22 protein-coding genes are annotated in these 24,819 nt (G+C 70.7%); 8 read left to right on the forward strand and 14 right to left on the reverse strand.

What is annotated here, in order from left to right; genetic code table 11:
• Positions 1 to 31 precede the first annotated feature (31 nt).
• Both ACWDEW_RS00070 and ACWDEW_RS00075 read right to left on the reverse strand, forming a co-directional pair.
• Positions 32 to 2,116, reverse strand: a complete 2,085-nt coding sequence (locus ACWDEW_RS00070; RefSeq protein ID WP_450508037.1) for a non-ribosomal peptide synthetase — start codon at positions 2,114 to 2,116, stop codon at positions 32 to 34.
• Between the two features lie 42 nt (positions 2,117 to 2,158).
• Positions 2,159 to 4,609 carry a Pls/PosA family non-ribosomal peptide synthetase gene (locus ACWDEW_RS00075; protein WP_450508039.1) on the reverse strand — a complete coding sequence of 817 codons (2,451 nt, stop codon included), beginning with the start codon at positions 4,607 to 4,609 and terminating at the stop codon, positions 2,159 to 2,161.
• A 463-nt stretch (positions 4,610 to 5,072) separates the two neighbouring features.
• Between ACWDEW_RS00075 and ACWDEW_RS00080 the strand changes: the two genes are divergently transcribed.
• Positions 5,073 to 6,245 carry a YihY/virulence factor BrkB family protein gene (locus ACWDEW_RS00080; RefSeq protein WP_450508041.1) on the forward strand — a complete coding sequence of 391 codons (1,173 nt, stop codon included), beginning with the start codon at positions 5,073 to 5,075 and terminating at the stop codon, positions 6,243 to 6,245.
• A gap of 81 nt (positions 6,246 to 6,326) precedes the next feature.
• On the opposite strand, the gene ACWDEW_RS00085 is transcribed toward ACWDEW_RS00080, so the two are convergent.
• A complete protein-coding gene (locus tag ACWDEW_RS00085) occupies positions 6,327 to 7,169 on the reverse strand; it encodes an NmrA family NAD(P)-binding protein (RefSeq protein WP_450508043.1) in 843 nt (280 codons plus the stop codon).
• A gap of 81 nt (positions 7,170 to 7,250) precedes the next feature.
• On the opposite strand from ACWDEW_RS00085, the gene ACWDEW_RS00090 reads away from it, so the two are divergent.
• Together ACWDEW_RS00090 and ACWDEW_RS00095 are read left to right on the forward strand one after the other, a co-directional pair.
• The gene (locus tag ACWDEW_RS00090) at positions 7,251 to 8,186 is read left to right on the forward strand and encodes an AraC family transcriptional regulator (RefSeq protein WP_450508045.1); all 936 of its coding nucleotides are present in this window, start codon (positions 7,251 to 7,253) and stop codon (positions 8,184 to 8,186) included.
• 10 nt (positions 8,187 to 8,196) lie between these two features.
• Positions 8,197 to 8,895 (forward strand): helix-turn-helix domain-containing protein, encoded by a 699-nt coding sequence (locus ACWDEW_RS00095; protein WP_450508047.1) that lies wholly within the window; start codon positions 8,197 to 8,199, stop codon positions 8,893 to 8,895.
• Here ACWDEW_RS00095 and ACWDEW_RS00100 read toward each other — a convergent pair.
• From ACWDEW_RS00100 to ACWDEW_RS00110, 3 genes are read right to left on the reverse strand one after another with little or no spacing between them, the layout of a single operon-like run.
• On the reverse strand, positions 8,892 to 9,293 hold the full coding sequence (locus ACWDEW_RS00100; protein ID WP_450508049.1) for a VOC family protein: 402 nt from the start codon (positions 9,291 to 9,293) through the stop codon (positions 8,892 to 8,894). The two genes, ACWDEW_RS00095 and ACWDEW_RS00100, sit on opposite strands and share 4 nt — an antisense overlap.
• Positions 9,290 to 9,760 (reverse strand): hypothetical protein, encoded by a 471-nt coding sequence (locus ACWDEW_RS00105; RefSeq protein ID WP_450508051.1) that lies wholly within the window; start codon positions 9,758 to 9,760, stop codon positions 9,290 to 9,292. Before ACWDEW_RS00105 ends, ACWDEW_RS00100 begins: the two co-directional genes overlap by 4 nt.
• 23 nt (positions 9,761 to 9,783) lie before the next feature.
• Entirely contained in the window at positions 9,784 to 10,416 is a 633-nt protein-coding gene (locus ACWDEW_RS00110; RefSeq protein ID WP_450508053.1) for a VOC family protein, read from the reverse strand.
• 85 nt (positions 10,417 to 10,501) lie between these two features.
• On the opposite strand from ACWDEW_RS00110, the gene ACWDEW_RS00115 reads away from it, so the two are divergent.
• The 3 genes from ACWDEW_RS00115 to ACWDEW_RS00125 are packed head-to-tail and all read left to right on the forward strand — an operon-like array spanning position 10,502 to position 12,331.
• Entirely contained in the window at positions 10,502 to 11,098 is a 597-nt protein-coding gene (locus ACWDEW_RS00115) for a hypothetical protein (RefSeq protein ID WP_450508055.1), read from the forward strand.
• 28 nt (positions 11,099 to 11,126) lie between these two features.
• The gene (locus ACWDEW_RS00120; RefSeq protein ID WP_450508057.1) at positions 11,127 to 11,795 is read left to right on the forward strand and encodes a ThuA domain-containing protein; all 669 of its coding nucleotides are present in this window, start codon (positions 11,127 to 11,129) and stop codon (positions 11,793 to 11,795) included.
• Between the two features lie 5 nt (positions 11,796 to 11,800).
• Positions 11,801 to 12,331 (forward strand): hypothetical protein, encoded by a 531-nt coding sequence (locus ACWDEW_RS00125; protein WP_450508058.1) that lies wholly within the window; start codon positions 11,801 to 11,803, stop codon positions 12,329 to 12,331.
• Between the two features lie 64 nt (positions 12,332 to 12,395).
• Here the strand turns inward: ACWDEW_RS00125 and ACWDEW_RS00130 are convergent, their stop codons facing one another.
• The 7 genes from ACWDEW_RS00130 to ACWDEW_RS00160 all read right to left on the reverse strand — a co-directional run bounded on the left by ACWDEW_RS00130 (position 12,396) and on the right by ACWDEW_RS00160 (position 20,763).
• Positions 12,396 to 13,439 (reverse strand): LacI family DNA-binding transcriptional regulator, encoded by a 1,044-nt coding sequence (locus ACWDEW_RS00130; protein WP_450508060.1) that lies wholly within the window; start codon positions 13,437 to 13,439, stop codon positions 12,396 to 12,398.
• A 178-nt stretch (positions 13,440 to 13,617) separates the two neighbouring features.
• The gene (locus ACWDEW_RS00135) at positions 13,618 to 15,219 is read right to left on the reverse strand and encodes a family 43 glycosylhydrolase (protein WP_450508062.1); all 1,602 of its coding nucleotides are present in this window, start codon (positions 15,217 to 15,219) and stop codon (positions 13,618 to 13,620) included.
• Positions 15,216 to 16,121 carry a carbohydrate ABC transporter permease gene (locus tag ACWDEW_RS00140; protein ID WP_450508064.1) on the reverse strand — a complete coding sequence of 302 codons (906 nt, stop codon included), beginning with the start codon at positions 16,119 to 16,121 and terminating at the stop codon, positions 15,216 to 15,218. The genes ACWDEW_RS00135 and ACWDEW_RS00140 overlap by 4 nt, the downstream gene beginning before the upstream one ends.
• Complete coding sequence (locus ACWDEW_RS00145; protein WP_450508066.1) at positions 16,121 to 17,005, reverse strand: carbohydrate ABC transporter permease; 885 nt, start codon at positions 17,003 to 17,005, stop codon at positions 16,121 to 16,123. Before ACWDEW_RS00145 ends, ACWDEW_RS00140 begins: the two co-directional genes overlap by 1 nt.
• Before the next feature lie 10 nt (positions 17,006 to 17,015).
• Positions 17,016 to 18,347 carry an ABC transporter substrate-binding protein gene (locus ACWDEW_RS00150; RefSeq protein ID WP_450508068.1) on the reverse strand — a complete coding sequence of 444 codons (1,332 nt, stop codon included), beginning with the start codon at positions 18,345 to 18,347 and terminating at the stop codon, positions 17,016 to 17,018.
• 190 nt (positions 18,348 to 18,537) lie between these two features.
• Positions 18,538 to 19,629 (reverse strand): LacI family DNA-binding transcriptional regulator, encoded by a 1,092-nt coding sequence (locus tag ACWDEW_RS00155; protein WP_450508070.1) that lies wholly within the window; start codon positions 19,627 to 19,629, stop codon positions 18,538 to 18,540.
• 120 nt (positions 19,630 to 19,749) lie between these two features.
• A complete protein-coding gene (locus ACWDEW_RS00160; RefSeq protein ID WP_450508072.1) occupies positions 19,750 to 20,763 on the reverse strand; it encodes a hydroxyacid dehydrogenase in 1,014 nt (337 codons plus the stop codon).
• A gap of 223 nt (positions 20,764 to 20,986) precedes the next feature.
• Between ACWDEW_RS00160 and ACWDEW_RS00165 the strand changes: the two genes are divergently transcribed.
• Both ACWDEW_RS00165 and ACWDEW_RS00170 read left to right on the forward strand, forming a co-directional pair.
• Positions 20,987 to 22,585 (forward strand): carboxylesterase/lipase family protein, encoded by a 1,599-nt coding sequence (locus ACWDEW_RS00165; RefSeq protein ID WP_450508074.1) that lies wholly within the window; start codon positions 20,987 to 20,989, stop codon positions 22,583 to 22,585.
• A gap of 179 nt (positions 22,586 to 22,764) precedes the next feature.
• Positions 22,765 to 23,814 (forward strand): LacI family DNA-binding transcriptional regulator, encoded by a 1,050-nt coding sequence (locus tag ACWDEW_RS00170; protein ID WP_450508075.1) that lies wholly within the window; start codon positions 22,765 to 22,767, stop codon positions 23,812 to 23,814.
• Here ACWDEW_RS00170 and mmuM read toward each other — a convergent pair.
• Positions 23,801 to 24,727: a homocysteine S-methyltransferase gene (gene mmuM / locus ACWDEW_RS00175; RefSeq protein WP_450508077.1), complete on the reverse strand. Its 927-nt coding sequence runs from the start codon at positions 24,725 to 24,727 to the stop codon at positions 23,801 to 23,803. The genes ACWDEW_RS00170 and mmuM overlap by 14 nt on opposite strands.
• Positions 24,728 to 24,819: the final 92 nt, after the last annotated feature.

The following is a 24,819-nucleotide window of genomic DNA, read 5'->3' on the forward strand; positions in this document are numbered from 1 at the left end:
GTCGATCGTTCGGCCGGGGGTGCGGCGGGTCTCAGGAGGAGACCGGCGGTTCCAGCAGTCCGGCCAGGTCCGCGAGGACCGGGTGTCGGTTGACGTCCTTGAGGCTGATCGCGCGGTCGAGGGCGACCGCCAGCTTCACCGCGGCCAGCGAGGTGCCGCCCCGGTCGAAGAAGTGGTCCTGGCGGCCGATCCGCTCGGCCGGGATGCCCAGCACCGCCGCCCAGGCGTCGGCCAGCCGGCGCTCGGCGGGCGTGCCGGGCCCCTCGCCGACCGCGTCCAGGTCACCGGCGAGCGCGGTGAGCGTCCGGCGGTCGGTCTTGCCGTTGGCGGTCAGCGGCAGCGACGCCCGCCAGTGCACGACCGACGGCACCATGTACGCGGGCAGCGACTCGGCGAGCCGTGCCCGCACCGCGTCGGCCTCGACGGGCCGCGCACCCGTGCAGAACGCCACCAGCTGCGTCCCGCGTACGACGACCACCGCGCCGTCCCTGACCCCGTCCACCCGCAGCAGCGCGTTCTCGATCTCGCCGATCTCGATGCGGAAGCCGCGGATCTTCACCTGGCTGTCCCGGCGCCCCAGGAACTCCAGCTTGCCGTCGGGACGCCAGCGCCCGTGGTCGCCGCTGCGGTACAGCCGCTCACCGGGCCGGTACGGGTCCTCGGTGAACGCCGCCGCAGTGCGCTCGGGGTCGTTGACGTACCCCCGGCCCACGCACACACCGGAGAACACGATCTCGCCGGGCGCCCCCAGCGGCACCGGCACCAGGTCCTCGTCGACGACGTACACCCGCACATTGCCCACCGGACGGCCGAGCGGGACCCGGGGTCCGTCCGGCGCCCGGTCCATGACCTCGTGGTTGGTGTCGTCCGACGTCTCGGTCAGGCCATAGGCGTTGACCAGCCGCACCCCGGGCCGCGCCGCGAACCAGCGCTCCACGAGCTCCTTCTTCACGGCCTCCCCGGTGACCGACACACAGCGCAGGTCCGGGAGTTGGCGCGGCTGCCGCTCCAACTCGGCCAGTACGGCCTCCAGGTACGACGGCACGACCTGGAGCACATTGACCCGGCCCGCCTCGATCGTGTCGGCGAACCGCGGCACGTCCAGGATCGCGTCCTGCTCCACCAGCAGCGTCCGCCCGCCCACGAGCGGCGCGCAGACCAGCTGCCACAGCGAGATGTCGAAGCACTGGGGGGCGGTCTGCGCGACCACCTGACCGGCCCCGATCCCCAGGTCGTCCAGCTTGGCGAAGACGTGGTTGAGGAACCCCGCGTGCTCGCACATCGCGCCCTTGGGCTCACCCGTGGAGCCCGACGTGAAGTAGATGTAGGCGAGTTGACCCGGCGAGACCTCGATCCCGGGGTTCCCGTCCGCGTGTCCCTCGGCGTAGGCCTCGTCCACGTAGAGGGTGCGGCCCGGCGCGTCCAGCGAACGGTCGCTGCCGTGCTCGGTCAGCACCAGCTCGCATCCGGCGCGCTCCAGCACCCGCGCCACGCGATCGGCCGGGAAGTGCGGCTCGACGGGCAGATAGACCCCGCCCGCCTTGAACACGGCCAGTACGGCGGCCATCCAGTCGAGGTTCCGCTCCAGCACCACGGCGACGACACCCTCGCGGGTCAGGCCGCGGGTCAGCAGCGCCCGACTCAGCTGGTTCGCCCGGGAGTTGAGCTCCCGGTAGGTCCACTGCCGGTCGCCCTGCACGGCGGCGACCGCGTCCGGGCACACCTCCACCATGTCCTCGAACAGCTCGTGCACCCGCCGGTCCGGCAGTTCGCGCCGGGGTCCCGCCAACTCCTGCAGCTGGAAACGGACTTCGGCCTCGGACAGCAGGCTCGTCCGCTTCGGGTCGGCGAGGACCGTGACGTGGTAGCCCGCGATGCGGGCGGCGGCCTCGGCGTCCAGGACGTCGGTGCGGTACCTCAGTCGCAGCGTGCGGCCCGTGACGCTCACCTGCAGCGCCGGGTCCTCCTCGACGCTCTCCCCGGAGAGCGCGGCGAGCACCGTCGCATGGGCGGCCTTCACAGCGGCGGGCTCGATCAACAGCCCTTCGGGCAGGGACACTTCGTACTCCGCCACACCGGGCACCGGAGCGAGCGTCCACCGCGGAATGATCTCCATCGTTCTCTTCCCCCCTGTTTCCTTCCCCCTGCGGCCACGCCGTCAGGGAGTCATGTGCACGACGGCGCCGCGCTGGGCCACCGCCGGATTCCCGCCCCACCGCGACAGCGCGGGCATCTCCTCGCCCTTCATCAGGAACGAGTCGGCCGCGAGTACGGCCCCGTCACCCATCGACACCCCGTAGTGCACGAGCGCACCCACCCCGAGGGTGCAGCCGTTGCCGATGGTGATGAGCTCGGACTTGAACGTGCCGTCCTCCTGCGAGTGGGACTGCACCTTGGTGTGCGCCGACAGCGTGCAGTCGTCGCCGATCGCGGTGAGCGTGCGCTCGGTGATGTAGGCGCCGTCGTCGAAGACCCGCCGGCCCATGCGGACGCCCAGCAGCCGCCAGATCAGGTTCTTGAACGGCGTCCCGTTGAACACCTGGATGTAGTGGTCCGGCACCTTCCACAGCCGCTCGTGCCACCAGAAGTACGGGTCGTAGATCGAGCACAACTTGGCCTCCAGCGGCCGGAATCCGCCGACCAGGCGCTCCACCAGCACGTAGTACCCGGCGGTGAAGCCGAGCCCGAGCATCAGGGACGCGCCGATCAGCAGTCCCCCGCCGACGCCCTCGCCCCCGTACAGGTCGACTGCGGCGAAGCCGAGGACGGTCAGCACGAACCAGTGCAGCCAGCGCACGAACAGATACAGGCCCATCGAGCGCAGGTTGGCGCGGTTCTTCAGGGTCAGCCGGCGCTTCAGCTCGTCGCCCTCGCGCAGATGGTCGAAGCGGCTGTCCCGCTCCACCGAGCGCGGGATCTCGAAGCACGGCGAGCCCAACAGGCCCACGCCCTCCCGGACTTCGCCGTCGATCGGCACCATCACCTTCGTGGCGAGCAGGCAGTTGTCGCCGGTACGGCCCCCGGAGGGGTAGGCGATGTTGTTGCCCAGGAAGTTGCGCGGCCCGATCGAGGCGTGCGACAGCCGGAACGACGTACTGGAGAAGTCCGCGTTGACGATCGACAGACCGTCCGCGACCATCGTGCCGCTTCCCACACTGGCCAGATACGGCGTCTCGTGCTGCACCTCCGTACCGAAGTTGGAGCCGGTCTGCTCCACCTCGCCGAGGTCGTAGCCGATGGCCTTCAGATAGCCGACGATGTACGAGCTGTCGCCGCACAGCCACTTGAAGAACTTCAGGTTGGTCAGCCGGGCCACCGCACGCTGCACCGAGTAGTGGAAGCCGTACAGCGGATACACCCGGTCGGGGCGCAGCAGCGGCCTGAGCAGCCTCGGCAGCAGGGACACGGAGGCGAAGCCGAGCACCACGAAGGCGACGAACGCCACGAGCGACAGACCCAGCGCCTCGCCGTAGAAGCCGGCCGAGTCGAGGTCCTTCGTGTTCGGGTCCAGCAGGTGGCCGAGGGCCGGCACCACCGTCAGCACCATGTAGGTGCCGCCGAGCGCGAGCGGGACGTAGACCACCAGCATCTGCAGGAGCGCGGCCAGGCCGTAGCCGAAGCGGCGCGCCGTGGAACAGTCGGCGGCAGGGACGCGGACGTAGTCGACGTCCGTGGCCACCGCCGGCGAGCCGTGCACACGCCCGCCCGCCGGGACCCGCGCCTCGTCGTACAGGGCGGAGGAGTGGCCGAGCTGGGCGCCGTCGCCCATGACCGTGCCGATGTCGAGGACCGTCTTCTCACCGACGTACACCCCGCTTCCGAGCGTGACCCGGCCGGTGCGGATACGGCCGGCGTGCGCCTGGTAGCAGAGGAAGAAGGAGTCCTTGCGGATGACCGTTCCGTCTCCGACGGTCAGCAGGTCGGTGCAGACCGGGACGGAGTGGGACAGGATCGTGACGCCCTTGCCGATCCGGGCGCCGAGGGCGCGCAGGTAGAGGACGTAGAGCGGGTTGCCGGCGAACAGGATCATCGGGTTGGCGTGCAGCAGCGCCTTGACCGTCCAGAACCGGACATAGGCGAGGCTCCAGACCGGGAACTCGGTCTCCTTCCAGCGGCCGACGAGTACCCACTTGGCCACCACGGGCACCGTGCACACGCCGATGAACACCGCGCCGCCGAATATCGCGGAACGCAGATAAACCTGTACCACTCCGGAACCGCCGGAAACCCATTCGTAGCCGCGCCCGGTGACGAGACCGGCGAGTGCGCAGTAGAGCGCGAATACGAGGAACTGGAGCAGCCCGCACAACAGATAGCGGGCCGTGCTGCCGGGCGGCGGAGGCTCTGCGGCGGCCGGCGCGGAAGGCTCGCCGGTGTCGGCGAGTGCCGCCGCGAGACTGCGGATCGTCGGATTGCCGTAGACGTCCCGCATCGAGACCGACGGGAGGTCGTCGCGTTTCCTGACCCGGGCGCAGAAGTGCGCCATCACCAGCGAGTTGGCGCCCAGGTCGTCGAAGAAGTGACTGTCGAGCGGTATTGCTTCCTTGCGTACGACACCGGCCAGGACCTCTGCGAGAACGGTCTCGGTGCCGGTGCCGGGTTTTCCCACCACGTGGCTCCTTGGTGCTGATCATTGTCTTTGAATTGCCAAAATCGCCAAAGACGAAAACGGCACACGCGAAACGGGTGGGGTGAAAGTGAATTTCTGGGACGGGGTCCCGGTCATGGACCCAATGTGATTCCCCCGAGTCGTGTGCGCTGACGTCGTCCCAACGCGCGCAACGAATGCAGTCCGGATTATTTCTGGACATTCTGGAACGGGTCAAGACTGTTTTGGGCAATGGCGCTTTTTCGACTTCATGAGGTACCGGCAAGGTCAATCAGGATTGACGTCCGAAGTCCTCACCGGGAAGCTCTCCGAAACAACCATTAAAATCTCGAATGCCAATTCGAATCTCGGACCGAAAAGTTTCGGCCAGCGCGGGCATGACACGGCCGACCGGCAGACGTTCCGTCCCGGCCGAGGCCCCCGGGGGATGAGTGCATCCCGGCGCGGCGGATACCTTTAGGGCGTGCAGTCAGCAAGTGAAACCCCCGAGCGGCCCGCCGGCCGGTTCCACCGGGCGCGTGCCCTCTACCGGAACGTCTCCAAGCGCAGGACCGCCTGGCTGCTGGTCAAGGACACCGTCAACTCCTGCATGGAGTACCGCATCCTGGGCCTCGCGGCCGAGGCCGCGTTCTTCACCCTGTTGTCCGTCCCGCCGCTCCTGCTGAGCCTCATCGGCCTGCTCGGCTACGTCGACAGCTGGACCGGCGCCCACAGCATCGCCGGCCTGGAGAACAACATCCTGGAGGCGTCCCGCACCGTCCTGTCCGACAAGGGCGTCCACGAGATCGCGCAGCCGATCCTGCACGACGTGATGAAGGGCGGCCGGCCCGACGTCATCTCCATCGGCTTCCTGTTCGCCCTCTGGTCGGGCTCCCGCGCGGTCAACGTCTTCATCGACACCATCACCGTGATGTACGGCCTCGACGGCGTACGCGGCATCGTCAAGACCCGGATCGTGTCCTTCGCGCTGTTCATCGCGGCCCTGCTGATCGGCTCGATCGCGCTGCCCCTCATGGTCGCCGGACCGGACGCCGTGGTGAACGTGGTGCCCTGGTCGGAGACGGTCGTACAGGTCCTGTACTGGCCCGTCGTCATCGTCCTGTCCGTCGTCTTCCTCACGACGCTGTACCACGTCTCCGTCCCCGTCCGCTCCCCGTGGATCGAGGACGTGCCCGGCTCCCTGGTCGCCCTCGCCATGTGGGTCCTCGGCAGCTACCTCCTGCGCATCTACCTCACCGGCACGGTCGAGGGCCCCACCATCTACGGCTCCCTCGCCGCGCCCGTCGCCGTCCTGCTGTGGATCGGCGTGTCCGCGTTCGCCGTCCTCGTCGGGGCCGCCGTCAACGCGGCCATCGACCGGGTCTGGCCGGCCGCCGCGACGGCCGCGGCCCGCGCCGCCAACGAACGCCGACACGAGGAGCAGGCCGCCGAGTACGTCGCCCGCATGGCCGCCGCCCGCACCCACGGCGGCGAGGACGACGAGGACTTCGACGACCCCGACGACGGCGACATGCCCTCCGAGTTCCCGGAACGCTGGTCCCGCTTCCTGCCCCCGGAGGACGTCACGTCCAGGCTGCGCACGCATGTGAAGAGCACCCACAAGGGGACAGGGGACTCTCAACCGCCGGGCAAGTAAGGCGCGCCCCAAAGGGGCGCGGGGCTGTATCGATGTGCGGCTCCGCCGCGCGGGCGCGACCAGCCACGACGAACCCGCGGGCTACGAACCGGCCTTCCAGACGCCCGCCGCGCCGGCGTCCCGCGCGAACTCCGCGAAGTCGCGCGGCTCGCGCCCCAGCACCTGCTGAACCCCGTCCGAGAGATACGAGTTGCGCCCGTCGAGCAGCGACTCGAACAGCTCCACCAGGAACTCGACCTCCCCGTCCGGCACACCGAACCCGGCCAGATCGTCGCCGTACTGACGGGCCGACACCGCCCGGTACGTCAACTCCCGCCCCGCAGCCGCCGAGATCTCCGCGACCGCCTCCCCGAAGGTCAGCAACCGCGGCCCGGACACCGTGACCGCCTGCCCGGCATACCGGTCCCCGGCGGTCACCGCGGCCACCACCACGTCCGCGATGTCCCGCACGTCGACGAACGGCTCCCGCACCTCACCGGCCGGAAACACCAGCTCCCCGCTCTCCCGCAGCCCCGCCACCAGCGGCCCCTCGCTGAAGTTCTGCGCGAACCACGCCGCCCGGACGACCGTCCAGTCCGCCCCCGACCCGCGCAGCGCCTCCTCGGTCGGCCGCGCCCGCTCCTCGCCCCGCGAGGACAGCAGCACCAGCCGCCGTACGCCGAGGCCGACCGCCTCGCGCGCGAACATCCCCACCGCGCCGGGCGCGTCCGGCGCCCCGACGTCCGAGGGATACACCAGGTACGCGGCATCGGCGCCCCGCAGGGTGTCCGCCCACGTGGACCGGTCCGCCCAGTCGAAGCCCTGCGCCCGCGAGGCCGCCCGTACGGTCAGCCCCGCGGCCCGCGCGGCCTCCGCCACCCGGCGCCCCGTACGACCCGAGGCGCCCGTCACCACCAACGTCATGTCCCGTGCGTTCGCTGTCATGCAGTCCAGTCAACGCCCGTGCCCGAGCACGGACCATCGCTGAACGGCTCATTCCCATAAGCGCGCGTCTACGCTGGCCGCATGGACGCCCTGTCAGGCCTGCTGGAGGGTCCACGCGCGCGTGGCGCCTTCATGATCCGCGCGTGCTTCGACCCGCCGTGGGCCCTGCGCATCGAGGACCGCGCCCCGCTGACGGTCGTGCTCATGGTCCGCGGCGACGCCTGCATCACTCCCGAGACGGGCGAGCGGATACGTCTGAGGGCCGGCGACCTCGCGATCGTGCGCGGCCCCGCCCCGTACACCTGCGGTGACGCCCCGGACACGCCCCCGCAGGCGCTGATCCTGCCCGGCGGCGAGTGCAGCTACCCCGACGGCACGTCCCTCAAGGGCTCGATGGACCTCGGCGTCCGCACCTGGGGCGACCGCCTCGACGGCTCCACGGTCATGCTCATCGGCACGTACCTCATGCGCGGCGAGATCAACGGCCGCCTCCTGGACGCCCTGCCACCCCTGCTCTCGCTCCCCTCCGAGGTCTGGGAGTGCCCGCTCACGCCCCTCCTCATGGAGGAGATCGTCCGCGACGAACCCGCCCAGGAGGTCGTCCTGGACCGCCTCCTGGACCTCCTGGTCATCGCCGCCCTGAGGGCCTGGTTCTCCCGCCCCGAGGCGGAGGCCCCTGCCTGGTACCGAGCGCTCGCGGACCCGGTGGTCGGCAGAGCTCTGCGCCTCCTCCAGGACGACCCCGCCCACCCATGGACGGTGGCCTCCCTGGCCGCCAGGGCCGCCGTCTCCCGCGCGGCCCTGGCCCGCCGCTTCACCGACCTCGTCGGCGAACCCCCGATGTCCTACCTCACCGCCTGGCGCCTCGCCCTCGCCGCGGACCGCCTCCGCGACACGGACGACACGATCGCCGCGATCGCGAGGGACGTGGGCTACGGCAGCGCGTTCGCGCTGTCCAGCGCCTTCAAACGGGTCTACGGCGTCAGCCCGCAGGAGCACCGGACGCCGTCGGCGTAGCCTGGCCGGTGTGTACGCGGAGAGGGCATCGCGACTGCCGGGCGCGGTGGTGTGGACCCGCACCATGGAGAACCCCGTCTCGACCCCGGTCCACCCCGTCCTGCCCGACGGTTGCATGGACCTCCTCTGGAACGAGGGGCGCCTGCTGGTCGCCGGCCCCGACACCCGCGCGTACGTCCCCGGGACCGAACCCGCCCACTGGGCCGGCCTCCGCTTCGCCCCCGGCACCGCCCCCACCTACCTGGGCGTCCCCGCACACGAACTCCGCGACCGCCGCGTCGACCTCACCGACCTCTGGCCCGCCGCGACGGTACGGCGTCTGCACGCCCGCCTCGCCGCGGCCCCCGACCCGGCGACCGCCCTGGAGGACCTGGCCCTGCACCGCGCCACCGAGACACCCCCACCCGATCCACTTCTACGACACCTCGTGACGGCCCTCGACAGCGGCCGCCCCGTCGCCGCCACCGCCGACGAACTCGGCCTCGGCGCACGCCAGTTGCACCGCCGCTCGCTGGCCGCCTTCGGCTACGGCCCCAAGACGCTCGCCCGGGTGCTGCGCCTCCGGCGCGCCCTCGCACTGGCCCGCGCCGGAGTCCCCTTCGCGGAGACGGCGGCGCGGTCCGGCTACGCGGACCAGGCCCATCTCGCCCGGGACGTCAAGGAGTTCGCCGGGATGCCGCTGGGGGAGCTGCTCGGCCGGACCGGCTAGGCAGGGTTCAGCGGCGCGAAGAGATCGACCCCGTTGCCGTCGGGATCGTGCACGACGGCATACCGCTGCCCCCAGAACGCGTCCCACGGCTTGAGCTCGCCGTGGTGCCCGGCACCGACCAACTCCTCGTAGACATGGTCGACTTCGGCGGGGTCGTCGCAGAGCAGGGCGAGCGCGGCCCGGCCACTGCCCCCGGTGGGCGGCCGCCAACCCGCGTGGAACGAGCGGACGGTGTCCTCCGTGTCCAGCAACAGCCGCAGCCCACCGGGTAGTTGGGCCTCGGCATGCGGCTGGTCCTCGGCACCCTCGGGGAAGCCGAACCCGAGCCGACGGTAGAAGGCGACAGAGGCGGCCATGTCGGAGACGACCAGGCCGATCGCGTCGAATCGTGGAGTCATGGGGCCACGGTAGGCGGGGGCGGGCGGCGGGTCTTGAACGAATCGGACACGTCCTCGACCGGTGAAAGGATCCCGACGAACCACGAGTCCGCAGGCCGGCTCTTCCTGTAGAAGGTGTTCGGCTGCACCGGATCGCACAACGCGACCAGGACGTCGCCCGCCCGCAGCTCCACGGCTCTCCGGAACGAGCTGGTCCTGCTTGCCCTCAGACGGATCACCATGAATTCCATGTCGTGAAGACCAGGCGCGAGTTCGACGAATTTCGGTGCTTTGGCGAAACGGTCCCGAGAGCAGGTCTTCAGGCCGTTCTCGCGGATGGACACGACGCCCGCTCTGTTGGTGAAGCTTCGAACCGGCTCCCTGATCTCGACGATCAGCAGAACCCCAGTCCTGCCGCTCTTCCGTACCCCGCGCAGGCGCTTCCTGGCCCGCCAGGGCATCCGCCCCACCTCGTCGAGGGTGCCCACGGAGAAGGGCGCACCGGAACCCTTCATGAGAACGTCACCGCCCCACGAGGCGTGTTCACCGTGAAGGAGATGCCCACCGGGCCCCGGGTCAGTGCCAGCTCCACCCCCACGGCGGACAACAACGGGCGGATCTCGTCCGGCGCCGGGGCGGTCGCGGCGAGCTCCAGCAGGGGTGCGACGGGCAGACCCGAGGCGGTCGGATGGGGCGAGGAACTCCAGTCGATCAGGAACGGCACCAGACCGGAGGGGTGTGCCGTGCTCCCGTCCGTGAGCCGCCACTCCAGCAGCGTGCCGTCGGGCCGGCGGCGGCTCATCGCGCGCACGGGCCCGGGGTCGTACCCCTGGGCGCGGGCCGCCGCGACCGCCGCGTCCAGATCGGGCGGGCTGACCGCCCAGGTCACGGTCCGGGCGCCGGACAGCCCGTCGACACCGAACGGACGTGGCCCGGGCGGCTCGCCCTGCTCCGGGTCGGGACCGAGGATCTCCAGGTAACGCGAACCGCCGAGAGACACCAGGTAGTTGCGGGTACCGAGCCCGACATGGGCGCCGCCGGCCACCGGTGCGATACCCGTGCGCAGGGTGAAGTCGGCGACTGTCGCCGCCAGTTCGGGGGTCGCGAGGACGAGATGGTCCAGGCGTGCGGGAACGGCATTCATCCCCACCGAGGCTACGCGGCGGGACCCCGTCAAAGGAGGGGAAAAGTCCCTGAAGCGTGGAACACCCGTACGGCAGGATGGCCCCATGATCCGCTCCGTACGAGCCCTGCCGCTGTTGCTGCTGCTGCCCGCGCTGATGGTCGGCTGCGGCACCGAGAAGGCGGGCAGCGGTGCCGGAACCCCGAAGGCCTCGTCCTCCCCGTCCTCTTCCCCGACCCCGGCGACGGCTGCCGAAATCGCCTCCCGCGCGCAGGCGTTGGGCTTCGACCCCGACCTCGTCTACGTCATCGACCCGCCCGGATTCACCCTCGCCCAGCAGTCGGTGGGCGTGTCGGACGTCGGTCTCTCGGTGTCGTACATGTCGCCGAAGAACAGTGCCGTGATCAACCTGCGTGTGGAGCCCGGCACGATGACCGACGCGAACTGCACGACGCAGGCGGTCACCACCGAGCACATGACCTGCGTACGCGACGGGAACGCCTGGTACCGCACCGGTGGGGGAGAGGCCGAGTACGTGATGGCGGCGAAGGGCCACCTCGTGCACGTGGCGGCCGAGCAGGGCAAGGTGAGCCGCGAGGTCCTGCGCGAGTCGGCCCGGTCGCTGCGCCGCCCGTACAAGAGCGAACTCGCCGTGGTCCTCCCGCCCAGGGAGTTCAACGACAGTGCGGGGGCAGGTGGTTGAGCCCACGGAGTGAAATAGGCTGCTCCGTATGGCTGTTGCCGCACCCCACCTGCTCGCCTGTACCCGCACCACCGCCTACCGCCACGACTCCATCCCGGCCGCGGAGACCGCCCTGCGCACCCTCGGCCCCTTCGAGGTGACCGCCACGGAGGACCCGGCCGCCTTCGAACACCCCCTGGACGACTACGCGGCCGTGGTCTTCCTCTCCACCAGCGGCGAGGTGCTCACCCCGGCGGGCCGCGAACACCTCGCGTCCTACGTCGAGTCGGGCGGCGGCTTCGTCGGCGTCCACGCCGCGGCCTGCACCGAGTACGACTGGCCGTACTACGGCGACCTCCTCGGCGCCCGCTTCGACCGCCACCCCGCCCACCAGCCCGGCAGGGCCGTCGTCGAGGACCGTACCCATCCGGCCACCCGACACCTGCCCGCCGTATGGCAGTTCACCGACGAGTGGTACGACTTCCGCACCAACCCGCGGAGTTCGACCCACGTCCTCCTCTCCGCCGACGAAACCTCCTACGAGGGCGGCGGGATGGGCGCCGACCACCCCCTGGCTTGGTGCCACGGGAAGGGCGATGGCCGGGTCTTCTACACGGCCCTCGGCCATGCGGCGGAGGCGTACGAGGACCCGGACTTCCGGGCGCATCTGCTGGGCGGGATCAACTGGGCGGCGCGGCTGGGGACGAACGGGGGATGAGGAGGATGTCCGCTCGTCTGGTCGAGGTCGGCACCGAGCCGCTCGACGGGCCGACCCGGAACTCGGTCGGCGGCCGGCCCTACCTCGACGAAGACCAGCCATGGCCCGAGTGCTTCTGCGGCGAGCGCCTCGTTCTGTTCTTCCAACTCGACATCCCCTGGCGCGTGCTGCTCCAGCGCCACGCGACACAGCCGACGGCGGAGACCGAACCGTCCCTGCGCGCGCTGCCGTTGACGCTGCGCCCCTTCACGGACACCTCCGACGCGGACGGGATCGGAGCCCAGGAGTTCAAGGTGGGCGGTGCGCCGTCGTGGGCGCAGTTTCCCGAGTACTACAGGTGCGCGTGCGGCGCCGACATGGTGTACCTCTGCCAGGTCCCGGAGAACACGGGTTTCGCCGTCCGTCCCGGCCGGCCGGAGCAGCCCTACGGCGGTGGCACCGACACCTATGAGTTGTTTCTCGGCACTGAGGTCTATCTGCTGGCGTGCCCGGCCCGCTGCGATCCGGCGGCGCTCTGGCCGGTGACCCGGAGATGACCGCTTCTCCATCGTCCTGCGAAGCCGACCCGAGGTCCCCCAAAGGATCACCACGGAGCAGTCTTCAGCCCCGCGGGATACCCGTACTGGCCCGCTCCACCAGCCGCGTCGACAACTCCGTCCGCGTGCTCTCCGGCCGGTCGCCGTCCATCATGCGGACGAGGAGCCGCAGGGCCGTAGCGGCCATCTCCGACAGGGGCTGCCGGACCGTGGTCAGCGCCGGTGTCACCCAGCGGGCCTCGGGCAGGTCGTCGAAGCCGACCACGCTGATCTCGTCCGGGACGCTCAACTCCCGTTCCGCCAGGGCTTCGTAGGCGCCGAGCGCCATGCGGTCGGAGCAGACGAAGACCGCTGTGGGCGGTTCGGGCAGGTCGAGGAGTTCACGCATCCGGGTGCGGGCCATGGCCTGGTCGAAGCCGCCGTGGCGGATGTAGTCGGGGCGCACGGGCACTCCGGCGGAGGCGAGCGCGGAGCGGTATCCGGCGACGCGGGCGCTGCTGCACATCTTGTGCCGGTGACCGGCGATCACGGCGATCCGCTCGTGGCCCAGCGACAGCAGATGCTCGGTCGCCGTCACCCCGCCGTGCCAGTTGGCTGCGCCGACCGACACCACACCCGGCGGCGGCTCCTGCACCGGGTCGATCATCACGAACGGGATGCGGTGCTGGTCGAGCCACGCGTACTGCGACGCCGTCAACTCCGCCAGATTGAACAGGACTCCGGACGAACCCCGGCCGACCAGCTTGTCCAGCCAGCCCCGCTCCGGCCGGTCCGCCCGCGTCCGGGTCAGCCCGGCCGAGACCACCACCTCAAGTCCGGCCTCGTACGCCGCCTCCTCCACCCCGTGCAGCACCGCCCCCGACCAGGAACTCTCCAGCGAGTGCACCACCAGGTCGACAAGCCCCGGCACCTTGTTCGCGTCGAAGCGCGGCCTGCGCACATAACCGAGCCGCTCCAGCGCCTCCGTCACCCGCCGCCGGGTCTCCGGCGCCACGTCCTCCCGGCCGTTGACCACCTTCGACGCCGTCGGCACGGACACCCCGGCCTCACGGGCCACGACCGCCAGCGTCGGCCCTGCCGTCATGCTCGCGCTCCCCGCACGGACCATCGGGAACCACCTCTCCAGCCCGCCCGAGGGCCAACGAAAGTTTCGACCAGCGCTGTTTCACGGCCCGACCACCAACCGATCAGAAAGCGCTTCCTACGATAGATGCGCGTCAACACGGCGGGAAGACCAGGGAATTCACGTGATGACGGCGACCCGATCTTTCGAAACCCCGAACAGGTCAGCGGGGCGGGGTGCACTCCAGGCGAAAGCCGCCGAAGTCGGCGGTGAACTCCGCCCCGACGAGATCCACGGCGTGGATCCCGGCCATCGCCCCCGTGAACCGCAGCCGCGAACCGTGGTCGTCCGAGAGCCGGCCGAAGTCCAACACCGGCCCCACCGGCACACGTTCGCCGTCATGGACGTACCAGAACCGCGCGTCGGCACCGTCGACCGTCGCGCCCATCGTCACCGGCGCCCCGAGCTCGACCTCGACGACGGCCACTTCACGCGTGACGTCCTCGTCCCGCTCCACCAGCCTCAGCACCGTACGCCCGCCGCCGTCCCGCCACTGCTGACCCCGCTGCCCCTCACCCTCGGGCTCCGCCCACGTCAGGTCCAGACTCAGATACGCGTCGGCGCCGTACCAGAGCACCAGCCCCGCCGCCTGCGTGAACGTCGACGGCCTTGCCTCTACGGTGACTTCGGCCTCGGCTTGATGTTCCGTGAGCCGCTGGGCGAGCAGACTGTGCGCCCACCGCGACTCCGGCCCGTGCCGCCCGCGCAGCCGGATCCAGCCGGGGCGGGTGGTGGCGTCGGCCCAGGACGGGTCGGGGTACCCGCGTGGACCGTTCCAAGGCCACCCCAACGGCCCCTCCGAGTACGCGACTTGATCGGGTGCTGTGGCGGGCCGCGTCGACACGGCGACCTCCTCCGCCGGGTGCCACCCCCCGTCCCGCAGCCTCGGCCAGCCCTCCGCGTCCCAGGCCACTGCCTGGACCGCCGTCTCCCGGCCCAGGGTGCACCGAGGCCCTGCGGGAGTCGCGAGAGGTCGCGCGGCCAAGTGGCTCAACACCCAGTCACCGCCAGGCAGTTCGACCAGCTCGCCGTGTCCCGCCTTCTGCAACGGCGCCGATGGATCGTCCCGGGACGTCAGCAGGGGGCGGTCGTCGACCTCGTAGGGACCGGTGACCGTACGGCCGCGCGCCACCAGCACCCCGTGCTCGAACCCGGTGCCGCCCTCCGCGAGGAGCAGGTAGTACCAGTCGCCCCGCCGCACCAACTTCGGTCCCTCGACGAGCCGTTCGTGCTGGAGCAGCAGATGCGTCGGGCCGGCCGGAGCGAGCGTGTCGCGGTCCAGCTCGGTCGCGACGATGCCCGCGAAGCGCCGGCCGCCGGGGCGGTGGTCGTTCTGGAGGTTGAGCAGCCACAGCCGGCCCTCGTCGTGGAACAGCGCCGGGTCGAAACCGTGGCTCACGACCCGCCGCGGGGCGCTCCACTTCCCGCCGACGTCCGAGGCCGTAGTGACGTAGGTGTCGGCGTCGAAGTACGGCGTGCCGACCGAGCGGACGATCGAGTACGTCATCCAGAAACGCTCGCCGTCCCAGCTCAGCGAGGGCGCCCAGATGCCGCCCGAGTCCGGGACACCGGCGAGGGAGTCGCCGGGGACCGCGCCCCGGACATGGCCCGAGTACTCCCAGTGCGCGAGATCCCGCGAGCGGTGGATCGGGATCGTCGGGAACCACTCGAAGGAACTGGTCGCCACGTAGTACCGGTCGCCGGCCCTCACCATGGAGGGGTCGGGGGCGAAGCCTCGGACAACAGGGTTGTGCAGCAAGGTCACTTGAGGGCTCCCAGGGTGACGCCCGTCCGCCAGTACCGCCGCATCGCCACCATCATCACGGCCATCGGCACGATCGACAGCAGCGCCCCGGTCAGGACCAGGCCGGTGAGGTCGACGCCCGACTCCAGGCGTTTGCCGGACCAGTTGTAGAGGCCGATGTTGAGGGTCCAGTTGTTCTCGCCGCGCAGGACGGTGAGGGGGAGGAAGAAGGCGTTCCAGGTGTTCACGAACGCGAGCAGGAACACCGTGGCGCCGCCCGTCGTCATCATCCGCAGCACGATGCTGAAGAAGATGCGGAGTTCGCCGGCGCCGTCCAGGCGGGCCGCCTCCAGGAGTTCGAAGGGGATCGTGGCCTCGGTGTACACCTTGGCGAGGTAGACGCTGAACGGGTTGATCAGGCAGGGGATCAGCATCGCCCAGGGGGTGTCTACCAGGCCGATCTTCGAGAACATCAGGTACAGCGGGAGCGTGAGCAGGGCGATCGGGATCAAGAACGAGCCCACCACGCACGCGAACACCGCGCTGCGACCCGGGAATTCGAAGCGCGCGAGGCCGTAGCCGGTGGCGAGCGCGACGAGGGTGCCGCCCAGGGAGCCGACGCCCGCGTACAGGAACGAGTTGGCGGTCCAGCGCAGGAAGATGCCGTTCTCGTAGGTGAAGACCTGACGCACGTTGGCCCACAGGTGCATGCCGGAGAACCACAGGCCGTTGCTCTGGTACAGGCCCGTGCGGTTCTTGGTGGCGGCGACGATCAGCCACCACACCGGGAACAGACTGTAGGCGCCGGCCAGGACCAGGCCGACGAGCAGGAAGCGCTGGCCGCCGCGTGAACGGGCCGCCGGATCGGGCTTGTCGAGACGGCGGACCTGACGAGTTGTCCGGCGGTCCGCGGTGAGAGTCATCAGTCGGCCTCCTTCGCGGTGAGCCGGTAGAAGAGGAAGGAGGCGAGGCCGAGGATGAGGGCGAGGAGGACCGAAAGGGCCGCCGCGTAGTGGTAGTTGCCCGCGTTGAACGCCTGGTTGTAGATGATCATGATGGGTGTGAAGTTGTCGTTCACCGTCTGCGGGGTGACGTTCCGGAACAGGGCCGGTTCGTTGAAGATCTGCAGCATCTGGATGATCGAGAGCATCCCGGTCAGCACCAACGCCCCTCGTACGTAAGGGATCTTGATGCTCGTCGCGACCCGGAACTCGGAGGCGCCGTCGAGCCGGGCCGCCTCGAAGAGGTCGCGGGGCACGCCCTGGAGCGCCGAGTAGATGATGACCATGTTGTAGCCGATGCCGTGCCAGGTCAGCAGGTTGCCGATGGACGGCCACACCATCGAGGGTGCGAAGAAGTTCCAGGACAGGCCGAACGCCTTGCCCAGCGGGGTCAACGGGCCGACGTCCGGGCTGTACAGGTTGATCCACACGATCGCCGCGACCACTCCGGGGATCATGTACGGCACCAGGAGCAGGATGCGGAAGCGGCCCGCAGCCTTCGAGGACAGCGCGTCCAGGAACAGCGCGAGGAGCAGGCTGACGAGCAGCATCACCGGGATCTGCACGCACGCGAACAGCACCACGCGCAGTACCGAGTTCATGAACGCCGAGTCGGTCAGGCCCTGTTGGTAGTTGCGGAGGCCGGAGAACCTCTCCGTGGAGCCGCCGAGGCCGAGCCCGGACTGGTGCTCCACGAACAGCGACTCGTAGACGGCGTACCCGATCGGTATCAGGTAGAGGAACACGAAACCGAGCTGGAAGGGCACCGTGAACGCGGCCCCCTTCCAGCGCTGGGAGCGAATCATCTGTGCTGCCTCAGCCCTTGACGCTGATACCGCGGGACTTCAGGTCCTTGACCGTCCACTCCTGCATGTGGGCCAGCAGATCGGTGACCTTCTCCTCCTTGTTCATCACCTTCGCCCAGCCCGTCTGGAGTTCGGTGAACATGGCGGTCCAGTCCGGGCCGAACACCCAGTCCGAGGTGACCGTGTTCAGGCTGTCGGTGACGACCTTCTTCGCGGGTTCGTAGTTCGTGCCGAGCAGCTTGTCGGAGATGGCCTCGGCGACATACGCGTTGCTGTCGGCCAGCGCCGGCATGACGCCGTTTCCGGTGGTCGGGCTCGCCATCGTCTTCACCGCGCCGGGGTTGGTGGACATCCACAACGCGGCCTCGGCGGCCTGCTGTTGGTGCGCGCACTGCTTGGTCACCAGGGTGACGCCACCGCTCTGGTTGGTGCCGGCGGGCGTCTTGGCGGCCTCGCCCGCGAACGTGGGCCAGGGCGACAGCGCCCACTTGCCGTCGGACTTGGTGAAGTTCTGCACCATGCCCGCCATCTGCCAGGTGGAGATCTGCCGGGTCGCGGTGCCGCCGTTGTCGTAGTTGCGCTGGACGGCCGCGTAGTCGGCGAACGACAGCTTGGAGGCGAGGTCGTTGTCGACGATGTCCTGGATCACCTTGGCCGCCTTGAGGCTGCCCGCGTCCTGGAAGTCCACTTTCCAGGAGTTGCCGTCGATGGCGTACCAGTGCGCCCCGGCCTGCATGGAGAGCACCTCCAGGGTGCTCGGGTCCTCACCGGCGTAGTTGGTGATCTTGATGCCGTGCTTCTTCAGCACCTTGCCCGCGGCGATGAACTCGTCCCAGGTCGTGGGCGCCTTCAGCCCGTACTTCTGGAAGATGTCGGTGCGGTAGATCGTGAAGGCGGGGGCCGAACTGGTCGGCACGCCATAGGACTCGCCCTGCACCTGCGCACTGGCCCACGAGCCCGCGTTGAACTTGTCCTTGTCGGCGGAGACGTACTTGGTGATGTCGGCGAGCGCGCCCTGCGAGACCCAGGTGGTCACGTACTCCGCCGTGTTCTGCACCAGGCAGGGCGCGTTGCCGGCCTTGACCGCGTTGGTGAGCTGCTTCTGCATCGTCAACTGGTCGGTGACCTTGGTGTACTTGAGCTTGATGTCCTTGTGAGCGGCGTTGAACGCCTTCACGACCGCGTCCTGCCCGTTGGCCCAGCCCCAGAAGGGGAGGGTGACCGGGCCGGAGGACGTCGTGTCTCCCGATCCGGATCCGCCGCAGGCGGAGAGCAGACCTGTCAGTGCGAGGCCCGCGACGGCTGCCCGAGCGAACCTTCTCCGGGGGCTGGTGAAGTTCATCAGACCGTGTTCCTTCGGAAGAGAAGAGGTAGAAACCGGTTGCTTGGAAGGTAGGCATCGGGGGCTGTTCGGAGCAAGAGGTGTGCAGCGACTTGTTTCGACAGCCCAGGACAGACCCCGTCCGGCCTGGGACTTTCAAGAGAAACCGGTTACGTAACGCCCTGGTTCCGTGTGCTTTCCGTGTGCTGGACTAGTCCCGCCGAGCGGGCGGTCGTACCGAGTTCCGTACGACGACGTGCGTGCCCAGCACCAGATGGTCGCCGTCGCTTCCCCTGCGCCGGCCCGTGCCGCCGCCCTCGCGCCGGTCCGCCACCGCGCGCAGCGCGACCCGGCCCATCTCCTCGTACGGGACGTGCACGGTGGTCAGCTGAGGGGTGAGCTGCGAGGCCAGCGGGATGTCGTCGTAGCCGACGATCGACACGTCCTCGGGCACCCTGAGGCCTCCCGCGCGCAGCGCCTGCATGGCACCCGCGGCGACCACGTCGGTGCCGGCCAGCACCGCGGTGAAGTCCACCCCTGCCCTCAGACTCTCCTCGACCGCCTCGTACCCGTGCTCGTAGTCGTACGGACCGTGCCGCACCATCCCCGGGTCGAACGGCACGCCGTACGCCTCGAAGGCCCGTTGCGCACCCCTCAATCGCCCCTGTGCCGTGGTGAGTTCGGCGTGTCCGGGCAGCAGCAGGACCCGGCGGTGGCCGGCCGAGAGGAGGTGGCTGGCCATGGCGTAGGCACCGCCCTCGTTGTCGTAGTCGACCGTCGTGGCCGGGACGTCGCCCTCCAGCGGCGGGCGGCCGACGAGCACGAGGTGCGAGCCGGCCGCGTCGAGGGAGCGGGCGAAGCGGGCCATGCGCAGCTGGTACTCGTCGACGTCGTAGGCGCCGCCCAGCAACACCACGGCGGCGACGCCCTGTTGGCGCATCAGGTTGACCAGCGCGAGTTCGCGCTCCGGGTCGTCGCCGGTGGTGCCGACCAGGGAGAGCCAGCCGCGCAGCGTGGCCGCGCCCTCGACTCCCTTGGCCACATGGGCGAATGCCGCGCCGGTGATGTTGTTGATGAGGATCGCCACCGTCGGTGTGCCGCCCCCCGCCAGGGAGCGGGCATGCGCGTTGGTGACGTAGTCCAGGTCGCCGACCACCTTCATCACCCGGCGGCGCAGCTCCTCCGACACCGGATAGTTGCCGGACAGCACGCGCGAGACGCTCGCCACCGACACCCCGGCGCGCTCCGCCACGTCCCGGATCGTGGCCCGGCCGACGTCGCCCGACGTCTTGCGCTGACTCACCGTGGCGACTCCTTCGCGGTATCGGCTTCCCCACCGGGCGCGCGAGGCTCCGCTCCCGCGCCGGTCCGGAAACCGTATCCCATCGTTGTTCCAGGCAGGGGGCCCTGTGGACGGCCCGGATCAGGCGACACGGGCCAGGTCCGCGTGCCGTACCTGGTGGGCCGGCGGCAGGCCCGAGGCCAGCCGCTCCAACTCGTCGACGACGATGGAGCCGAGCCGCGCCAGCTCGTTGCCGAGCGAGCCCGCGATGTGCGGGGTGAGGAAGACGTTCGGCAGCTGGTAGAGCGGGGAGGCGGCGGGCAGCGGCTCCGGGTCGGTGACGTCCAGGACCGCGGTCAGCCGGCCGGAGAGCAACTCGTCGGTGAGGGCGTCGTGGTCGATCAGGGCGCCCCGGGAGGTGTTGATCAGCACCCCGCCGTCCCGGATCAGGGCGAGCCGTCCGCGGTCGAGCATGCGCTGTGTCTCGGGGATGTCGGGGGCGTGCAGGCTGACGATGTCGCTGCGGCTCAACAGGTCGTCCAGCGGCAGGAGTTCGGCACCCAGTGCGGTGGCCTCGGTGACGCCGACATAGGGGTCGTGGAGGAGGACCTCGAAGTCGTGGGGCCGCAGCAGTTCGAGCAGCCGGCGGCCCACCCGGGAGGCGCCGATGACGCCGATGCGGCGGCCGAGGTTGCCGATCGCGGCGGTCTCGGCGGGCGTCGGGTACGTGTGCGCGTGGCGGAAGCGCTCCCGCTGCGCGAAGGTGTCCTTCCCGGCGAGCAGGATCATGGCGAGGGTGTACTCGGCGACCGGGAGCGCGTTGCCGGTGACCGCGCTGGAGACGGTCACCCCGCGTTCCCACAGGGCCTCGCCGACCAGTGAGCGGACCGAGCCCGCCGCGTGCAGCACGGCGCGCACCCGGGGTGCCGCCGCGAGGGCGCCGGCGTCGAGGTGCGGGCAGCCCCAGCCGGTGATCAGGACCTCGGCCCCGGCCAGGGCCCCGGCGGCCTCGGGGGCGGCGAAGTCGCGTACGACGAGCGCGGGGTCGATCTCGGCCGTCTGCCGGAGCCGTGCCATCAGGGGTGGGGGGAAGAGCAGGGGCAGGTGCACCGGATCCATGGCGAACACGGCCCTCGGCGGCTGGGCGCTGGGCATGACCCTCCAGTAGTGCGACGTGGAATGCAGCTTCGGAAACGTTTTCTGAAAGCGTCTTCTACCGTAGATCTGCCGAGGAGCGGGGGTCAATCGGTGGGAGAGGGCGCAGCGGACGGAAACATCGCGTGACCCGGCCGGCGGAGTACGTCCGCCGGAATAGCGGGCGGCGATGTGATGCTCTGATGAGCATGGTTCACGAGCGCGGTGAGGAGCTGGTGGGCGGATGGCGGCTACGGCAGCAGCGACGACGGCAGAGCAGACGGACCCCGTGGTGGAAACCCCCTACGGGGCGGTACGCGGCCGGTACGAGAACGGGATCGCGGTCTTCCGGGGCATCCCCTACGCGGCGCCCCCCTTCGGCTCGCGCAGATTCCGCCCGCCCGTCCCGCCCGAGCCCTGGACCGGGGTGCGCGACGCGCTCGCCTTCGGCCCGACCCCGCCGAAACCGCCCTACTCCGACGCCTTCGCCAAACTGCTCTCCGACCCCCTCGTGCCCGGCGACGACTGCCTCAACCTCAATGTGTGGACCCCGGACCCCGGCCCGGGCGCCCGACTCCCGGTGATGGTCTGGCTGCACGGCGGCGCGCTCACCCGGGGCTCCTCGGCCGTCCCCGTCTACGACGGACACGCCTTCGCCCGCGACGGAGTCGTGTTCGTCTCGGTCAACTACCGCCTGGGCGTGGAGGGTTACGGCCTCTTCCCGGACGCGCCCGCCAACCCCGGCCTGCGCGACCAGCTCGCCGCGCTGCGCTGGGTGCACGAGTCGGTCGCGGCCTTCGGTGGCGACCCCGACCGGATCACCCTCGCCGGTCAGTCCGCCGGCGCGATCAGCGCCGGCGCCCTGCTCGCCGCCCCGCAGGCACAAGGGCTCGTACGGCGGGCCGTCCTGCAGAGCGGGCCGCCGGAGGCCTTCGACCGCGACAAGGTACGGCGGATGGTGCGCCGGATGGCGACCCGGCTGAAGATCCCCGCCACCGCCGAGGCCTTCGCCGCCGTCGACCGCGAACTGCTGCTGCGCACCCAGGCGGAGGTCGGCAGGCTCAGCAGCCCGGTGCTCGGCGGGCCCACGTTCGGCATCGTCATCGACGGCGAACTGGTGCCCCGGGACCCGCTGGAGGCGCTCATCGACGGTCAAGTCGCCCGGGACGTCAACCTGTTGATGGGCTGGACCCGCGACGAGTACCGGCTCTGGCTGGTCCCCGGCGGCCTGCACGAGCGCGTCGACCGGCTCGGCGCGGTCGCCCTGGCCGGCGCGATGGCCCGCTGCCACTGCGGAGTCGAGGTCCCGCGCGGCTACCGCGCCCTGCACCCCGAAGCCGGCACCGCCGAGACCGTCGGCCAGCTCGTCACCGACCACCTGCTGCGCTACCCGCTGCACCGTCTCGCCGACGCACGCCCCGGAAGCTCCCACCTCTACGAGTTCGCATGGCCCTCCAACCTCCCCGACCTCGGCTCCTGCCACGCCCTCGAACTCGGCTTCGTCTTCGACACCGGCGACATCCCCGAGGCCGCCAGACTCGCGGGCCAGGGCGCGCCCCAGGAACTCGCCGACACCATGCACTCGGCCTGGGTACGGTTCGCCGTGGACGGCGACCCGGGCTGGCGCGCCTGGGACGACTCGCACCCGGTCCAGATCTTCGGCGAGGGTGCGCCCTACGTCGCCGACGGTCCGCGCGACCCCGAGTTCGCCCTCTGGGCGGCCGACACGGCGACGCGCGAGCCGGCGGTCCCGGTCGTGGGCACGCCCGCGCGCGGTGCCGTCGAACTTCGGTCGGTCGTACGGCGGTTGCGGCGGACCGGGGATCTGCCGAAGTCTTCGTGAGCGCGTGGGTACGGGCCTGAAACCGGTTGCCCAACGGCAGTTGCCGACATCCGCCGTACTGACGTAGGCGAATTGGCCGACGCGCGCCCCTCCTCCCGACCGTCGCGCGCTGCTACCCTCCGCGCAGGGAACCGGTTGCCGAACGTGTTCCCGCAGGCAGGGGAGGGGCGAGGCGGCGCATGACCAGGAAGAGCCAGGACGCGAACGGGAGCACCATCCGGGACGTGGCGGCCCGCGCCGGAGTGTCCGCCTCCACGGTGTCGCGGGTGCTCGGCGGCGAGTACCCGGTGAGCACGGCGACCCGCACACGCGTGCTGCGGGCGGTACGCGAACTGGACTACGTCGCCGACGCCCGCGCCAAGGCCGTGGCGGGCGTCGGGACACCGACCCTCGCCTTCGTCCTGGAGGACATCACGGGACCGTCGTTCGCCCTGATGGCACACGGTGTGGAGCGCGAGGCGACCCGGCTCGGGCATCTGTGCCTGGTGTGCAGCACCGAGGGCGACGTCCAGCGCGAACTGGACTTCATCGAGACCATGCGCGCCCAGCGCACCGCCGCCGTGATCCTCGTCGGCGGCACCGCCGACACCCCCGAGTACCGCATCCGCACCCGCCGTATCGCCGACTCGCTCGCGGCGGCCGGCTCGCGGCTCGTGCTGTGCGGACGCCCGCCGCTCGGCCCGGACGCGCCGGTCACGGTCATCGAGTACGACAACGAGGGCGGCGCCTACGCCCTGGTCGCGCACGTCCTGGCCCAGGGCCACCGGCGCGTCCTGTTCCTCGGCGGCAAGCCCGACCACGCGACCGCGCAGGGCCGCGAACGCGGTTACCTCGCCGCGCACCGCGCCCGAGGCGTCGAAGCCGACCCGGAACTCCTGCTCCACGGCGACTTCACCCGCGACTCCGGGCACCGGCTGATGCGCCAGGCGCTGAGCCGGAAACTGGAGTTCACCGCGGTGGTCGCCGCCACCGACATGGTCGCGGCGGGCGCCCTGACCGCGCTGCACGAGGCGGGTCTCGACGTCCCCGGGGACGTCTCGCTGGCCGGCTACGACGACATCCCCTTCACCCGCGACCTGTACCCGGCCCTGACGACCGTCCACGTCCCCTACGAGGAGCTGGGCCGCCTCGCGGTGCGCACCGCACTGGGCCGCACACCGGAGTCCCCGGACGAGCACCTGCTGCTCGGCACGCACGTGGTCGTACGGAACTCGATCACGACGGTGTGAGCGTCCGCCGGATGTCCGCGATCGCCTCGGGCCCCACCCGGCAGCAGCCGCCGATCAGCCGCGCGCCGGCGGCCCGCCAGCCCTCGACCTGCTCGGCGGTGAAGGTGGAACGGCCCGTCCACGCACGGGCGTTGGCGTCCCAGGTCTCACCGCTGTTCGGGTAGACGACGACCGGCTTCCCGGTGACCCGGGCCGCGATCTGGACCGCGCCGTCGACGTCCTCGGGGGCACTGCAGTTCACCCCGACCGCGATGATCTCGTCCGCGTCGGCGGCCAGCGCGAACGCCTCCTCCAGCGGCTGCCCGGCGCGGGTCCGGTCCCCGGCGATCGAGTACGACAGCCAGGCGGGCGTACGCAGCCCGCGCACCGCCCGCAGCAGCGCCTCGGCCTCGACGGCGTCCGGGATCGTCTCGAAGGCCAGCACGTCCGGACCGACGAAGTCCAGCACTTCCAGGCGCGGCCGGTGGAAGGCCTCCAGCTCGGCCACGCTCAGCCCGTACCGGCCCCGGTACTCGGAGCCGTCCGCGAGCATCGCGCCGTACGGCCCGACCGAGGCCGCCACGTAGAGGGGCCGCCCGATACCCCGCTGCCCGGCCTCCACCGCCGCGTCGACGCCCAACTCCACGCTCTCGGCCATGAGTTCGGCCGCCCGCTCGTGCTTGATCCCGCGTTTCGAGAAGCCCTCGAAGGTGGCCTGGTAGCTGGCGGTGATCGCCACGTCGGCGCCCGCCTCGAAGTACGCGAGATGCGCCTCCGAGATCGCCTCCGGCTGGTCCGCGAGCAGCCGCGCCGACCACAGCTCGTCGCTCAGGTCGTGCCCGGCCGCCGTGAGCTGGTTGGACAGGCCGCCGTCGAGAACGAGCGTTCCGGCGGCCAGGGCGTCGGCGAGGAGGGGAGCGGTGTCGCTGGTCATGTCTCGACGCTAGCCGATACGGCCGTGGACGCGGACTGTGTCCGACTGGTGAACGGATTGCCCGACATGCGATACGTCTGTTCCGGCATACG

This window comes from Streptomyces sp. NPDC001100, assembly GCF_053598575.1.